This is a genomic window from Pseudomonas sp. B35(2017) (assembly GCF_002113645.1).
Lineage (GTDB): Bacteria > Pseudomonadota > Gammaproteobacteria > Pseudomonadales > Pseudomonadaceae > Aquipseudomonas > Aquipseudomonas ekonensis.
Genome location: NZ_NEIZ01000006.1, coordinates 308,186 through 322,406, shown reverse-complemented (window position 1 = coordinate 322,406; position 14,221 = coordinate 308,186). Strand labels below are relative to the sequence as shown.

General features: G+C 61.9%; 15 protein-coding genes. 6 read left to right on the top strand and 9 right to left on the bottom strand.

Going from position 1 to position 14,221, the window contains the following annotated elements; genetic code table 11:
* Positions 1-64: 64 nt before the first annotated feature.
* The gene (locus CAG41_RS28585; protein ID WP_256582576.1) at positions 65-358 is read left to right on the top strand and encodes a hypothetical protein; all 294 of its coding nucleotides are present in this window, start codon (positions 65-67) and stop codon (positions 356-358) included.
* Positions 359-474: 116 nt separating this feature from the next.
* Here the strand turns inward: CAG41_RS28585 and msrQ are convergent, their stop codons facing one another.
* From msrQ to CAG41_RS14350, 6 genes are all read right to left on the bottom strand, one after another.
* Positions 475-1,092 (bottom strand): protein-methionine-sulfoxide reductase heme-binding subunit MsrQ, encoded by a 618-nt coding sequence (msrQ, locus tag CAG41_RS14375; protein ID WP_085584309.1) that lies wholly within the window; start codon positions 1,090-1,092, stop codon positions 475-477.
* The gene (msrP, locus tag CAG41_RS14370; RefSeq protein ID WP_085632242.1) at positions 1,092-2,105 is read right to left on the bottom strand and encodes a protein-methionine-sulfoxide reductase catalytic subunit MsrP; all 1,014 of its coding nucleotides are present in this window, start codon (positions 2,103-2,105) and stop codon (positions 1,092-1,094) included. Before msrP ends, msrQ begins: the two co-directional genes overlap by 1 nt.
* A gap of 63 nt (positions 2,106-2,168) precedes the next feature.
* Positions 2,169-3,026, bottom strand: a complete 858-nt coding sequence (gene pssA, locus CAG41_RS14365) for a CDP-diacylglycerol--serine O-phosphatidyltransferase (RefSeq protein WP_085584305.1) — start codon at positions 3,024-3,026, stop codon at positions 2,169-2,171.
* 147 nt (positions 3,027-3,173) lie between these two features.
* The gene (gene ilvC / locus CAG41_RS14360; RefSeq protein ID WP_085632244.1) at positions 3,174-4,190 is read right to left on the bottom strand and encodes a ketol-acid reductoisomerase; all 1,017 of its coding nucleotides are present in this window, start codon (positions 4,188-4,190) and stop codon (positions 3,174-3,176) included.
* Positions 4,191-4,238: 48 nt separating this feature from the next.
* Positions 4,239-4,730 carry an acetolactate synthase small subunit gene (gene ilvN, locus CAG41_RS14355; protein WP_040064172.1) on the bottom strand — a complete coding sequence of 164 codons (492 nt, stop codon included), beginning with the start codon at positions 4,728-4,730 and terminating at the stop codon, positions 4,239-4,241.
* Positions 4,731-4,732: 2 nt separating this feature from the next.
* A complete protein-coding gene (locus CAG41_RS14350; protein WP_085584316.1) occupies positions 4,733-6,457 on the bottom strand; it encodes an acetolactate synthase 3 large subunit in 1,725 nt (574 codons plus the stop codon).
* A 401-nt stretch (positions 6,458-6,858) separates the two neighbouring features.
* On the opposite strand from CAG41_RS14350, the gene CAG41_RS14345 reads away from it, so the two are divergent.
* Complete coding sequence (locus CAG41_RS14345; protein WP_085584301.1) at positions 6,859-7,284, top strand: DUF4124 domain-containing protein; 426 nt, start codon at positions 6,859-6,861, stop codon at positions 7,282-7,284.
* An 18-nt stretch (positions 7,285-7,302) separates the two neighbouring features.
* On the opposite strand, the gene CAG41_RS14340 is transcribed toward CAG41_RS14345, so the two are convergent.
* From CAG41_RS14340 to mrcB, 3 genes are read right to left on the bottom strand one after another with little or no spacing between them, the layout of a single operon-like run.
* On the bottom strand, positions 7,303-7,638 hold the full coding sequence (locus CAG41_RS14340) for a YqcC family protein (RefSeq protein ID WP_085707119.1): 336 nt from the start codon (positions 7,636-7,638) through the stop codon (positions 7,303-7,305).
* Positions 7,638-8,387 (bottom strand): tetratricopeptide repeat protein, encoded by a 750-nt coding sequence (locus CAG41_RS14335; RefSeq protein ID WP_085584297.1) that lies wholly within the window; start codon positions 8,385-8,387, stop codon positions 7,638-7,640. The genes CAG41_RS14340 and CAG41_RS14335 overlap by 1 nt, the downstream gene beginning before the upstream one ends.
* A 16-nt stretch (positions 8,388-8,403) precedes the next feature.
* Positions 8,404-10,728 carry a penicillin-binding protein 1B gene (gene mrcB, locus CAG41_RS14330; protein WP_085584295.1) on the bottom strand — a complete coding sequence of 775 codons (2,325 nt, stop codon included), beginning with the start codon at positions 10,726-10,728 and terminating at the stop codon, positions 8,404-8,406.
* A 116-nt stretch (positions 10,729-10,844) separates the two neighbouring features.
* Here mrcB and CAG41_RS14325 point away from each other — a divergent pair, with 116 nt between their 5' ends.
* From CAG41_RS14325 to CAG41_RS14310, 4 genes are all read left to right on the top strand, one after another.
* Entirely contained in the window at positions 10,845-12,401 is a 1,557-nt protein-coding gene (locus tag CAG41_RS14325; RefSeq protein WP_085584293.1) for a bifunctional aminoglycoside phosphotransferase/ATP-binding protein, read from the top strand.
* 91 nt (positions 12,402-12,492) lie between these two features.
* A complete protein-coding gene (locus CAG41_RS14320) occupies positions 12,493-12,837 on the top strand; it encodes a pentapeptide repeat-containing protein (RefSeq protein ID WP_085584291.1) in 345 nt (114 codons plus the stop codon).
* Positions 12,838-13,038: 201 nt separating this feature from the next.
* Complete coding sequence (locus tag CAG41_RS14315) at positions 13,039-13,311, top strand: TfoX/Sxy family protein (protein ID WP_003228231.1); 273 nt, start codon at positions 13,039-13,041, stop codon at positions 13,309-13,311.
* Positions 13,312-13,327: 16 nt separating this feature from the next.
* A complete protein-coding gene (locus tag CAG41_RS14310) occupies positions 13,328-14,119 on the top strand; it encodes a Crp/Fnr family transcriptional regulator (protein ID WP_085707118.1) in 792 nt (263 codons plus the stop codon).
* Positions 14,120-14,221 lie beyond the last annotated feature (102 nt).

Below are 14,221 nucleotides of genomic sequence, written 5' to 3'. Positions count from 1 at the left end.
GAGTAACTTGTGATGCTGATAATCTTTCTGACTGTCAGTCTGACTCCACAAGCACCCACACGAATTGCTTGATTCAGTTGTTAAAGAGCGGTTGGTCAATCCTTTCGTCTCGACCGAGGCGCGCATTCTACAGCAGCCTCATTTGCTGTCAAGCGGTTATTTTCAGAAGTTTTCAAAATTTCTTTTTCAACTTCAACCACTTGCGCTTTCGATCTCTCGTCAGCGGGAGGCGAATTCTACAGCGTTGCACGCTGCTGTCAACACCTCTTTTTCTCCGCTTTCGACCGGGAGGATCGAAACGCCGAAAGAGCCAAACATCACCACCCTCTTCGACTCCCTCCGGGCTTCGCTGAACTGAAGCGACCCGCTGCCGAAAACTTCATAACTCGTTGAATTTCAAGGAGTTTTCCGTTTCGACTGCGCCGGAAGTGGGGCGAATTATAGAGAACTGAAATCTACCGTCAACCGTTAATTTCACTTTTCTTGCAGAATCCGCTTTTTCCCCATCAACCGCGGGATCCGACGCGTCACAGGAGGGATCCGCAGCACCAATAGAGAGGCACCTATAAAGGCATAGACTGCCCACTCCTTGAGGTCCGCCCGTACGATCCAAAGCATATGCAGCAACCCAAGCCCGAGGATCGGATAAACCAACCGATGCAGCTTCTTCCAACGGACACCCAGCCGACGCTGACTGTAACGGTTGGAGGTGACGGCTAGCGCCAGCAATCCCAGGAATGCCAGCGCTCCGACGATGACGTACGGACGCTTGCGCAACTCAACCCCCAGCTGCGACCAGTCGAACCCCAGGATGAACGCCATATAGCTGAACAAATGCACAACCACATAGGCGAAGCACCAAAGGCCCAGCTGCCTGCGGACGGCAATCCATCCCGCCCACCCGGTCAGCTTCTGTGCCGGCGTCATGCTCAAGGTGACCAGCAGCAGCACCAGCGCGCCTAGCCCTAACCGATCGACCAGCACTTTGCCTGGATCCGGCCCGAGCAGATCCGAAAAGGCCTGGTAGAACCACAGCAGCGGCCAGATCGCCGCGGCGACAAAAACACCCATACGCCAAAAGGTATGCCGCATCAGTAGTTCTTCCGCAGATCGAGCCCGGCATAAAGAGAAGCAACCTCTTCCGCGTAGCCGTTGAACATCTGCGTATCACGCACGTTGGGCTTGAACAGGCTGTTCGGCAGACGCCGCTCCCGCGCCTGCGTCCACCTCGGGTGGTCGACCGTCGGGTTCACGTTCGCGTAAAAGCCGTATTCATTCGCTGCGATGCTTTGCCAGGTGGTCTTCGGCTGCTCACTCACCAGACTGATCCGCACGATCGACTTCACGCTCTTGAAGCCGTACTTCCAAGGCACCACCAGACGCAGGGGCGCACCATTCTGATTCGGCAGTTCTCGGCCATACATGCCGACCGCCAGAATCGCCAACGGATGCATTGCCTCATCCAGACGCAAACCCTCTACATAGGGCCAATCGATCAGGGCGAACCCGGATCGCTGCCCCGGCATGCTCTTGGGATCCTGCAGGGTTTCGAAACGGATGAATTTGGCGTTGGAGGTCGGCTCGACCTGCTTGAGCAACGCCGACAGAGGAAAGCCGATCCAGGGAATGACCATCGACCACGCCTCGACGCAGCGCAAACGATAGATCCGCTCCTCCAATCGGTAGGGCTTCATGAAGTCTTCCAGCGCATAACGCCCCGGCTTACCCACCTCGCCGTCCACCACCACGCTCCAGGGTTCGGTCTTCAGGGAGCCGGCGTTGGCTGCCGGGTCACCCTTGTCGGTGCCGAACTCATAGAAGTTGTTGTAATGGGTCGCGTCCTTGAACGGCGTGATGGCCTCGTCCTTGGCGCTGACCGCTCCCCATTGGGTGGAGGGCAGTTTTTCGGCAAACCAAGTAGGTGCCTTTCCGGGATCGACATCGGCGTAACGCGCAGTCTCTTCGGCACCGGCCCAGCGCGGCAGGCCGGTCATGGCCAGGCCGGCGGCCGTTGCGCCAAGCAGTTGCCGACGGGACAGGTAGATGGATTCGGGCGTGACGTCCGACTCAGTGCAACCGGACGCCTTGGGGACTTTGATCAGCATGACAACTCCGCAGTTTTGGAGGACAGATGCACCCGTAGACTGCGGAGTATGAGGGAAATTACATCACTCGGCGTTTTTGTGGCGACGAAGATGCAACAGGTACTGCACCGGGCCGGACGCCGCATAGGCAAGGAAAACCAGCAGCAGGATGCGCGGCGGATCGCTGAACACCACGGCAAAGACCAGCACCACCGCGAGGATCGCCACGAAAGGCACGCGGCCTTTGAGGTCCAGTTCCTTGAAGCTGTTGTACTTGATGTTGCTGACCATCAGCATGCCCGCAGCGGCGACCATCAGGGCAACCAGGAACGACATCTTCGAACCCTGGATCCCGTAATCGCTGAACGCCCAGACGATGCCCGCCACCACGCCGGCGGCAGCAGGGCTGGCCAAGCCGATGAAGTAACGCTTGTCCGCCGTGCCGACCTGAGTGTTGAAGCGCGCCAGACGCAGCGCCGCACCGGCCACATAAATGAAGGCGACCATCCAGCCGACCTTGCCCATGTCGCCCAGCGCCCAACCGAACGCCAGCAACGCCGGGGCCACGCCGAAGGCAACCATATCGGACAGCGAGTCGTACTCGGCGCCGAACGCGCTCTGGGTGTTGGTCATCCGCGCGACGCGGCCGTCGAGGCCGTCGAGCACCATGGCGACGAAGATCGCGATGGCGGCGAAGGCGAAGTACTTGCTCGCATTGGCCGCATCCCCCGCGCTCAATGCGGCCTGGGCGCTCATGGAGTTGATGATGGAATAGAACCCTGCGAACAGGTTCGCGGTGGTGAACAGGTTCGGCAGAAGATAGATACCACGATGCCGGACTTTACGGCCTTCGGCGTCATGGCCCTCTTCGACGTGCTCGTCGACGGGCAGCAGGCTTTCGGCGTCGGAAGCCTGGTTCGGCTCTTCAGGACGTTCGCTCATGGACATTACCTTGCAACGGATTGGACAGTTTCGACAGGTGTCTGGGACGACGGTTCGGCCGCAAACGATGCAGCTTTATACCAGAAGCGTCGGGCTCAAACGAAAAAACGCGGCCGAGGCCGCGTTTTTCGCACACGGGTCGAGGACTTAGTTCTTGGCTTTGTCGACGATCTTGTTGGCACCGATCCACGGCATCATCGAGCGCAGTTGCTCGCCGATGATTTCGATGCCGTGAGCGGCGTTGTTGCGACGCTTGGCGGTCATCGAAGGGTAGCCGGTCGCGCCTTCGCTGATGAACATTTTGGCGTACTCGCCGTCCTGAATGCGTTTCAGGGCATTGCGCATGGCCTGACGGGATTCGGCGTTGATCACTTCCGGGCCGGTCACGTACTCGCCGTACTCGGCGTTGTTGGAGATCGAGTAGTTCATGTTGGCGATGCCGCCTTCGTACATGAGGTCAACGATCAGCTTCAGTTCGTGCAGGCACTCGAAGTAGGCCATTTCAGGCGCGTAGCCTGCTTCGACCAGGGTTTCGAAACCGGCTTTCACCAGCTCGACGGTACCGCCGCACAGAACGGCTTGTTCGCCGAACAGGTCGGTTTCGGTCTCGTCCTTGAAGGTGGTTTCGATGATGCCGGTACGGCCGCCGCCGACGCCTGCCGCGTAGGACAGCGCAACGTTCTTGGCGTTGCCCGAAGCGTCCTGGTAGACGGCGATCAGGTCAGGGATGCCGCCGCCTTTGACGAACTCGGAACGCACGGTGTGGCCCGGCGCTTTCGGCGCGATCATGATCACGTCGAGGTCGGCACGCGGAACGACCTGGTTGTAGTGGATCGCGAAGCCGTGGGAGAAGGCCAGGGTGGCGCCCTTCTTGATGTTCGGCTCGATTTCGTTCTTGTACAGCTGGGACTGGAACTCGTCCGGGGTCAGGATCATGACCAGGTCGGCGCCGGCGACAGCGGTGGCCACGTCGGTGACTTTCAGGCCATGGGCCTCGGCCTTGGCGACGGTGGAGGAACCTTTGCGCAGGCCGACGGTGACGTCGACGCCCGAGTCCTTCAGGTTGCACGCCTGGGCGTGACCTTGGGAACCGTAACCGATGATGGCAACTTTCTTGCCCTGGATGATCGACAGGTCACAGTCTTTATCGTAGAAAACTTTCATGAAATTCCCCTATATATCCAGGCCGTTCAGGCCGTTCGCCAAATTGTTTTAGATGCTGAGCACTTTGTCGCCGCGGGCAATCCCGGTGACGCCGCTGCGTACGGTTTCCAGAATCGAGGCAGTGCCGATCGACTGGATGAAGCTGTCGAGCTTGTCGCTGGTACCGGTCAGTTGAACGGTATAGACGCTGGCGCTGACATCGACGATCTGCCCACGATAGATATCGGTGGTGCGTTTGATCTCGGCGCGCTGGGCGCCGGTGGCCTTGACCTTGACCAGCATCAGTTCGCGCTCGATGTGAGCGCTCTCCGACAGATCCACCAGCTTGACCACCTCGACCAGCTTGTTCAGGTTCTTGGTGATCTGCTCGATGATTTCATCGTGGCCGACGGTGGTCAGCGTCAGACGCGACAGGGTCGGGTCCTCGGTCGGCGCCACGGTCAGGCTTTCGATGTTGTAGTTGCGCTGCGAGAACAGGCCGACCACACGCGACAAGGCGCCGGGTTCGTTTTCCAGAAGCAAGGAAATGATGTGCCGCATGATTAGGTACGCTCCGTCTTGCTCAGCCACATATCGCGCATGGAGCCGTCTTTGATCTGCATCGGGTAGACGTGTTCGCTGGTGTCGACCTGGATATCGAGGAACACCAGGCGATCCTTCATGGCGAACGCCTCTTCCATCTTCGGCTTCAGGTCCTTCAGGTCGGTGATGCGGATGCCCACGTGACCATAGGCCTCGGCCAGCTTGACGAAGTCAGGCAGCGATTCCATGTAGGAGTGCGAGTGGCGGCTGCCGTAGCTCATGTCCTGCCACTGGCGAACCATACCCAGCACGCCGTTGTTCAGGTTGACGATCTTCACCGGCAGACCGTACTGCATGCAGGTCGACAGTTCCTGGATGTTCATCTGGATGCTGCCCTCGCCCGTCACGCACGCGACGTCCGAATCAGGGAAGCTCAGCTTCACGCCCATGGCCGCCGGGAAACCGAAGCCCATGGTGCCCAGGCCACCGGAGTTGATCCAACGGTTGGGCTTGTTGAACTTGTAGTACTGCGCAGCGAACATCTGGTGCTGGCCCACGTCGGAGGTCACAAAGGCATCGCCCTTGGTCACTTCGCACAGGGTCTCGATCACGGTCTGCGGCTTGATCTTGCTGCCGTCGCCCTTGTCGTAAGGGAACAGGCCGCGGTCACCGCGCCATTCGTCGATCTGCTTCCACCAGCTGGTCACGGCGTCCTTGTTCGGGGTCTCGCCGATTTCCTTGAGGATCGCGACCATTTCGGTCATGACGCTCTCGACGGGACCTACGATCGGTACGTCGGCCTTGATGGTCTTGGAGATCGACGCCGGGTCGATGTCGACGTGAATGATCTTGGCGTTCGGGCAGAACTTCGGCGCGCCGTTGATCACCCGGTCGTCGAAGCGAGCGCCGACGGCCAGGATCACATCGGCATGGTGCATCGCAAGGTTGGCGGTGTAGCTGCCGTGCATGCCGAGCATGCCGATGAACTGACGGTCGGTGCCGGGGAAACCGCCCAGGCCCATCAGGGTGTTGGTCACCGGCAGGTTGAGCATCTTGGCCAGTTCGGTCAGCGGCGCGGAGCCGTTGCCGAGGATCACGCCGCCGCCCGAATAGAGGACGGGACGCTTGGCCGCCAGGAGCATTTCCGCTGCCTTGCGGATCTGCCCGGAATGGCCGCGGACGGCCGGGCTGTAGGAACGCAGCTTGGCTTTTTTCGGGAAGACGTATTCGAACTTCTCGGCCGGGTTGGTCATGTCTTTCGGGACATCGACAACGACCGGGCCCGGACGACCGGATTGCGCCAGGTAGAAGGCCTTCTTCATGACTTCCGGGATTTCCGAAGCGTGCTTGATCATGAAGCTGTGCTTCACGATCGGCCGGGAGATGCCGATCATGTCGGTTTCCTGGAACGCATCGGTGCCGACCATGGTGCTCGGCACCTGACCGGAAATGATCACCATCGGAATGGAGTCCATATAGGCGGTCGCGATACCGGTGATGGCGTTTGTGGCGCCAGGACCGGACGTCACCAGCACCACGCCGGCCTTGCCGGTGGCACGGGCATAGCCGTCAGCCATATGGGTAGCCGCTTGTTCGTGACGAACCAGGATGTGAGTCACTTCCGGTTCTTTGAACAGGGCATCGTAGACATGAAGGAGAGCACCACCCGGGTACCCGTAGATATATTTGACGCCTTCGTCACGCAAGAAGCGGACGAGCATCTCACCGCCAGATAAAAGCTCCACGTTGTTCACCTCTAAAACGCCAGAATACCGTCCACGAAATAGCGGAACGGGTCTTAATAGGTTTACTTCTCGGCAGAGCATGAGCGACGGTGGTCGCCGACTACGTCAGCACTGACTGAGCAAGTATTGGGATCGTCCCAAGTGTTGCGGGCCTTTCCCACCCAGCGCGAGGTAACGCGTTGCGGGTGTAACAGGTCGACGCGGATAGGCGCCTCATGATCTGCCGAGCGGGTCTGCTTCTGGCAGTCCCTCTACAGCGGACTTTGGATTCTTCTGTTTCGCCCTCTGCAAGTCAAGCCGTCTATGGGCTTAATTGTGGGTAAATACATGAGAACGCAAGAAAAAACCTGTAAAGAGCTACTCTGTTAGCTCCGATTGCGCAGTTTTACCAAGGAATCAGCATGCGAACGCTTATCGCCAGTCTGCTGATCGGCCTCAGCCCGTGGTGCATGGCCGGTCAGATCTACACTTGGGTGGACGCCCAAGGGGTCACGCATTTCGACGCGCAACCGCCGCCGGGACAGCCCGCCATCACCGTGCAGCCCTCTGCCCCGCCCCTCCCCTCTGCGTCCAAGCCATCGGCAATGCCGGGCAGCGGCGCACTCGGCGACCAGAAAGCCATCGACGAAAAGGTCAAGCGGCAAGTCGCCGAACAGCAAGCGCAGCTGACGGCGTTTTGCGACCAGGCGCGCACCAATCTTGCGCAGCTGCAGAACAATCCGCGCCTGAGGGAAGAAGTGGAGGGAAAGGTGCGACGGCTCAACGAAGAGCAGCGTCAGGAGCGAATCGCCGAAACGCACAAGCAGATAAACGAAAACTGCCAGTAGCCACCGGCAGTTTCCGGCTCAACGCGATGCGGTGATCAGCAGGTCGAACTCTTTGAGCAGCACCTGCAGTTGACGGTCCTTGCCCTGCACGTTGCGCTGGGCGAAGACCATCTCGGCCATTTCCTGGATGCCCGACGCGTTGGGCAGCGGCAGATCCTGCTCAAGGATGGTCTTCATCTTCGGCAGGAAGATCCATTGCAGCCACTGCTCGAACTCGAGGGTATCGACGGCGAAGGGCTCGACGCTGTTCAGGGCCTCGGCGGACGGCGGCACGTCGTCCCACCAGCCCTGGGCGCGCAGTTCACGCTCGATCAGCAGCAACTGATCGGCGACTTTCGGAAAACGCACGTCCATCACAGCGAGACCCGGGCTTTCTGACGGGCCAGCGCGGCGCCGGAGGCATCGCCCTGCTTCTCGCGGGCCTGGGCGATCAGCTCCCACAGGCTGGCCTGCAGGTCCGGACGACCGTTGGCCATCGTCAGGGCACGGCGGGCGAACTGCTCGGCCTGCGGCGCATCGCCTTGGGCCATGCGCACCTGGGCCAGGCGGTACAGCACTTGCGGCTCACGCGGGGCCACACGCTGGGCACGCTCCAGGCTGGACGAGGCGCCGTTGAGGTCGCCGCCGGCCTGTTGCTGCTGGGCGGTGGTCAACAGCGCGAGCACCGGGCCGTCCAGTTGCTCGTCGGCGGACAGACCGCCGCCGCTGCCGCTGGCCGACGGGATGCCGCTCGGTGCCGAAGGCATGCTGTAGCTGCCGGAGCCGATCGGTGCGGATTCCACCGGCGCAGCGTTGTACGGCCCCGGGGTGATGCCGCCGGACGCCGGGCCCGGAACGATCGGCGAGGTGCTGATCGGCGTCGAGGTCGCCGCGCCGCCCGGCACCATTACCACCACGCCGGTGTCGCCTTGGGGAATGGCTTGGGCCTGGCTCTGCGCCGGCCGCTTCACGGTCGTCTGCCGGAACCCGCCATTGGCCGAAATGCGCTCGCTGTTGGACACGGCGGTGCCGGAATCCACAACCGGAATCGAACCACGCTGCACGGTAGAGCAGCCGCTGAGCAGCGCCACGGCGGTCACCGCCGGAATCAACCACTTGTTCACTTGAATCCCTCTTTGCTTAATTCATCCAGCCCTTGACCCAATCCATCACCGACTCGGCAGGTGTGGGGTTTTCGCCCGCACACGCAGCGCCGGGCGGAGGCTCGCTGCCGCGAATATACGGCATCTGCACCGCACCCGGGCAATTGGCGTCGGAACCCTGGCCGGTGCGCGCATCGACCCAGGCCTGCACCACGTTGTCCGGTTGCGGCATGTCCAGCGGCAGCGGATCGGCCTTGCGCATGAAACTGGTCCAGACCTGCAGCGCGCCGGTGGCGCCGGTGAACGGCGTCTTGCCGTTGTCGTCGCGGCCCAGCCACACCACCGCCAGCAGGTCCTGGCTGAACCCGGCGAACCAGCTGTCGCGCGAGTCGTTGCTGGTGCCGGTCTTGCCGGCCAGCGTCAGGGTCTTGGGCAACACGTTATAGACCGAACTGCCGGTGCCTTCACGCATGACTCGCTGCATGGCGTTCTGGATCAGGTAGATCGAGGCCGGATCGAAGCGCTGTTCGATCTGGAACGGATAGCGCTTGAGCGGTTCGCCCTCGGCGGTCAGCACGCTGCGGATCCCGCGCATCGGCGTGTTGAAGCCGCCGTTGGCCAGGGTCTGGTACATGGTCGCCACTTCCATCGGGGTCATGCCGCCTGCCCCCAGCAGCATCGATGGGAAGGCCGGGAAGTCGCGGGTAACGCCCAGGCGTCCCAAGGTCTTGAGCACGTTGGGCACACCGATGGCGAGCCCCAGACGGGCTGTGGACAAGTTGTAGGAATGCGCCAGTCCCTGATAAAGGAACACGGTGCCGTGGGAGCGGCGGTCATAGTTCTGCGGTTTCCAGACCTGCCCGTCCGCGCCCTTCACCGAGAAGGATTCGTCCGACAGCCAACTGGTCAGCGTGTACTGGCTCGGCTTCTCCAGCGCGGTCAGGTACACCGCCGGCTTGATCAGCGAGCCGATCGGCCGTACCGCATCCAGTGCCCGGTTGAAGCCGGCGAAGCTGGCCTGACGGCTGCCGATCATGGCCTGGACCTCGCCCGTTTCCGGGTTGGTCACGACCATTGCCGCTTCCACGTCGTCGGCGCCTTTGCGGCCGGACAGGCGCTTGAAGGTGTCGTTGACCGACGCTTCGGCCTTCATCTGCAGGATCGGATCGAAGCTGGTGAAAATCCGCAGGCCCTCTTCGGTCAAGTCTTCGTCGCGGTAGTCTTCACGCAACTGGCGCTTGACCAGATCGATGAAGCCGGGGAACGAGCTGTCGGCCAGCTTGCCGCGGGTGGTCACGCCCAGCGGCATCTTCTTCGCCGCCTCCACCTGTTCGGCGGTCGCGACGCCCTGCTGCTCAAGCACGTCGAGCACCAGGTTGCGTCGCTCCAGCGCCCGCTCCGGGTTGCGGCGCGGGTTGTAGTAGGACGGCCCCTTGACCATGCCCACCAGCAGCGCGACCTGATGCAGCTTCAGCTCGGACAGCGGCTGGCCGAAGAAGAACTGGCTGGCCAGACCGAAACCGTGCACCGCACGCTGACCGTCCTGGCCCACGAACACTTCGTTGAGGTACGCCTCAAGGATTTCCTTCTTGTCGTAATGCAGCTCCAGCAGCATCGCCATCATGGCTTCGGTGAGCTTGCGGGTCAGGCTGCGTTCGTTGGTCAGGTAGAAGTTCTTCACCAACTGCTGGGTCAGCGTACTGCCGCCCTGGGTCATCTTGCCGCCGGAGGTGTTCACCCACACCGCCCGGGCGATCGACTTCGGCGACACGCCCCAGTGGCTGTAGAAATCCCGGTCTTCCACGGCCACCAGGGTTTCCAGCAGGTACGGCGGCACCTGGTCGAGTTTGATCAGGATCCGGTCTTCGAGGTTTTTCGGGTAGATCCCGCCGATCAGCAGCGGCTCCAGGCGCACCACGGACAGTTTCGAGCCGTTGGTCGCCGAGAGCTCGGCCACGTAGTCGCCGGAGAACCGCACGCGCACCGGCTGCGGTTTTTCCAGCCCTTCATAGAACTGGAAGCCACGGGTGTTCAGGTCGACGGTGTTGCCGTTGACCGATGCCGCGCCGGGGCCGTTGCTGACGCTTTCGCGGCGGTAGCCGAGGGCATCGAGTTCGGTGAGGAAATCGTCCTTGCTCAGCTTTTGTCCGACGAACAGCTCAAGCGGCCGCGCGTACACCTTGGCCGGGATCGTCCAGCGCTTGCCGGAGAATTTCTCCTGCACCACGGCATCGAGGTACACGGCGAAGCCGGCCAGCACCACAAGGCCGACCAGGCTGAGTTTAAGGGCCCAGCCCAGCCATGGGCGCAGGCCCCGGGAGGGTGGTTTTTTCGGTGTGCGGGGGGATCGGGTACGTGTCATGGCGGCGGATTATACGCACTTTATTCATACTCAACAGGAGCGCTCCGAGGTTTGCGTCGGGCGGGCGAGCGGCCATAATGAGCGCCTCGAATCCCCCAGACACTGAAGGATCACCTGTGAGCCAGTCCCTGATCGCTGCCCTGCAAAACCCGGCCCTCTACCCGCACCCCGTCGAAGGGTTCCAGGTCATCGAAACCCACATCTCGTGGGTGCTGCTCACCGGTCAGTTCGCCTATAAAGTGAAGAAGCCGGTGAACTTCGGCTTCCTCGACTTCACCGGCCTCGAGTCCCGCGCGCATTTCTGCGGCGAAGAGCTGCGGCTGAACCAGCGCCTGACCGACGACCTTTACCTGGAGGTCCTGCCGGTCACCGGCACCGCCGAGAACCCGCAACTGGGCGGCGACGGCCCGGCCATCGAATACGTGCTGAAGATGCGCCAGTTCCCGCAGACCGGGCTGCTCAGCACCCTGCAGGCCAACGGCGAGCTGACCACTGCCCACATCGACGAGATGGCCGAGCAGATCGCCCGTTTCCACCTCAATGCGCCGAAGGTGCCGGCCGAACACGACGCCGGCACGCCGGACAGCGTGATGGCGCCGGTTCGCCAGAACTTCGAGCAGATCCGTCCGTTCCTCAGCGACAAGAACGACCTGCTGCAACTCGAAGCCCTCGAGGCCTGGGCCGAAGCCAGCTTCGATCGCCTCAAGCCGCTGTTCGCCCAACGCAAGGCCGAGGGCTTCACCCGCGAATGCCACGGTGACATCCACCTGGGCAACGCCACCGTGATCGACGGCAAGGTCGTGATCTTCGACTGCATCGAGTTCAACGAACCGTTCCGTTTCACCGACGTCTACGCCGACATCGGTTTCCTGGCGATGGACCTGGAAGACCGTGGCCTGAAATCCCTGGCCCGCCGCTTCATCAGCCAGTACCTGGAACTGACCGGCGACTACCAGGGCCTGGAAGTCCTGAACTTCTACAAGGCCTATCGCGCCCTGGTGCGCGCCAAGGTGTCGCTGTTCAGCATGCCGGCCGACGCCACGCCGGTGCAGCGCGCCACCACCCTGCGCCAGTACCGCAACTACGCCAACCTGGCGGAAAGCTACAGCACCATCCCTTCGCGCTTCATGGCGATCACCCACGGCGTATCGGCGGTGGGCAAGAGCCACGTGGCCATGCGCCTCGTGGAAGCGTTGGGCGCCGTCCGCCTGCGTTCCGACGTGGAGCGCAAGCGCCTGTTCGGCGAGCAGACCGTCGCCAATGACGTCCAGGCCGGCATCTACAGCCCTGAAGCCAGCGTCGCCACCTACGACCGTCTGCATGAAGTGGCGGCGGTGATCCTGCGTGCAGGCTTCCCGGTGGTGATCGATGCGACCTACCTCAAGCGCGGCCAGCGCGACAGCGCGGCGGCCGTCGCCGAGGCCACCGGCACGCCGTTCCTGATCCTGGACTGCAACGCGCCGCAAGCCGTGATCGAAAGCTGGTTGGCGATTCGTCAGGCGGACAAAAAAGATCCGTCCGACGCGACCCTGGCCGTCATCGAGGCGCAACAGGCCAACCGCGAAGCCCTGACCCCGGAAGAGATCCTGCGCAGCAAGCGCGTGCAGACCAATGAATCCGGCACGCTGGACACCGTCGTGGCACAGATCCGTCAGCGTCTGCCAGGCCTGTAAGGGACTATTTCGGCCGTGAAGCCCCCGCTTGCTTCACGGCCGTCAAATAGTGGCATTATACTGGCGTCATAAAACCAACAGGTGAATTGACATGAGCCAGCCGAAACTACTCGACACCCCGCTGTACGCCTTGCTGCACAAGGATGACATCGCAGGCTTCAACAAGGAGCGACCCAAGGACGGGCCGATCGATATGGTGGGCGGCGATTTCCGCGGCCTCGACCTGCGTGAACTGAACGCTGACGGCGTTGATTTCACCGACGCCTATTTCCGCTCCGCCGACCTTCGCGGCATCGACTTTCGCCAAGCCTCGCTGGAAGGCGCCAGCCTGGCCCACGCGCAGATCTCCGGCGCGTACTTTCCGCCTGAGCTGAGCGCCGACGAGATTCTGATGTCGATGAATTTCGGCACCCGGCTGCGCTACCGCACCCGCTGAAGCCGCCCGAGCCGTCCAGCGCCCCTGCGCTGGACGGCATGCCGCCCGTTCCTTCCCACGCCCCACCACTGCTGCTGAGCAATCGGCCGCCCCTTAGAAGCGTTTGCGTCCAATCCGACCAACGAACCACGCTTTTCCTGCTGATGGCTACACTCCTGAGAAGATCGCCCACGCACCATTCGGCCGTCGCAAGGAGGCTTGATGAATGATGAACTGCAACACCTGAAGAATCTCGGCAAGACGTCGGCGCAATGGCTGCATGCCGTGGGCATCCACAGCGCTTCGGATCTGCGCCGCCTGGGCGCGGTGGACGCTTACCGTGCCGTGCGGACCCGAGGGTTCCGGGCGTCGAAGGTGTTGCTGTACGCGATTGAAGGGGCGTTGATGGACGTGCACTGGAACGACATCCCCGCCGAGCGCAAGGACGCTCTGAACAAGCAGCTCGAAGCCATTTCCTCCCGCCACAAGAATTGAACGGGCACTCGCCGCCATGTACTTGCTCGGGGATCAGTCGGCCTATGCCGATGCGTTGACCAGTCGCCTGCAGGACCTGCCGATGCAATGCCTGGCGGGGCTTGCGCCTTGCGGGCCGCCGCTGGAGCTGGAGTCGGCGGACGACCTGATGGCGCAGTTGCCCGGCGACCGGCTGTTTGTGCTCAGCCAAGGCGTGGTCAACGGCAGCCTCGCCGCCCGGACCTTGTTCTATTGGCACGAGGGCGACCTGATCGGCCTGCAGCAAGGGCCGGAGTGGACGGATCTGCGGCTGTGCGCAGACGGCCCACTGAGCCTGTTGCCGTATCGGCGAAACGATGTGTTCCAGCATGTGTACTCGACGCCCGCGAACGGCGACCTGTTCCTGCGCTACCTGCTCGGCCAGACCGCCCTGCTCGCCCATGCCGTCGCCGAGCTTAAGCCCCGCGAGTTCCGCAGCACCAACGGGTTCAAACGGGTTCCTACAGGTGAAGTGCTGATTCAGCAGGGCGACACCTCCGACCATGTGTTCGTGATCATCGAAGGGCATGCCGAAGCGTTTGTCGACGGACACAAGGTGGGCGATGTGCCCAAGGACGAGATCTTCGGAGCCATGGCGGCGTTCACCGGCGAACCGCGCAACGCTACGGTGATCGCCAGCGAGCCGAGCACCGTGATGCTGATTCCCGGCGATCAGTTTCTCAGCATGACGCGCACCAACCCTAAAATCGCCCACAGCCTGATCGAAAGCATGGCGCGGCGCATCGACCAGCTCAACCGCCAGCTTGCCGCGTTTCACGCCCAGCATTGACGTCCCTTGTTTCCGGGGCTTTTTGGCCTTTTTCCAGACAAGGGAAAAGAAATCGGAAAGGGTTGTTGACTTGGTAATGAGAATCGCTATTATTATCACAAC

Bases quoted from the DNA above. Each gene is read 5' to 3' on its own strand.
- pssA (WP_085584305.1), bottom strand. From the start codon at position 3,026: ATGAGCGAACGTCCTGAAGAGCCGAACCAGGCTTCCGACGCCGAAAGC.
- CAG41_RS14315 (WP_003228231.1), top strand. From the start codon at position 13,039: ATGAATGATGAACTGCAACACCTGAAGAATCTCGGCAAGACGTCGGCG.
- ilvN (WP_040064172.1), bottom strand. From the start codon at position 4,730: ATGCGGCACATCATTTCCTTGCTTCTGGAAAACGAACCCGGCGCCTTG.
- CAG41_RS14320 (WP_085584291.1), top strand. From the start codon at position 12,493: ATGAGCCAGCCGAAACTACTCGACACCCCGCTGTACGCCTTGCTGCAC.
- ilvC (WP_085632244.1), bottom strand. From the start codon at position 4,190: ATGAAAGTTTTCTACGATAAAGACTGTGACCTGTCGATCATCCAGGGC.
- mrcB (WP_085584295.1), bottom strand. From the start codon at position 10,728: ATGACACGTACCCGATCCCCCCGCACACCGAAAAAACCACCCTCCCGG.
- msrQ (WP_085584309.1), bottom strand. From the start codon at position 1,092: ATGCGGCATACCTTTTGGCGTATGGGTGTTTTTGTCGCCGCGGCGATC.
- CAG41_RS14340 (WP_085707119.1), bottom strand. From the start codon at position 7,638: ATGGACGTGCGTTTTCCGAAAGTCGCCGATCAGTTGCTGCTGATCGAG.
- msrP (WP_085632242.1), bottom strand. From the start codon at position 2,105: ATGCTGATCAAAGTCCCCAAGGCGTCCGGTTGCACTGAGTCGGACGTC.
- CAG41_RS14345 (WP_085584301.1), top strand. From the start codon at position 6,859: ATGCGAACGCTTATCGCCAGTCTGCTGATCGGCCTCAGCCCGTGGTGC.
- CAG41_RS14310 (WP_085707118.1), top strand. From the start codon at position 13,328: ATGTACTTGCTCGGGGATCAGTCGGCCTATGCCGATGCGTTGACCAGT.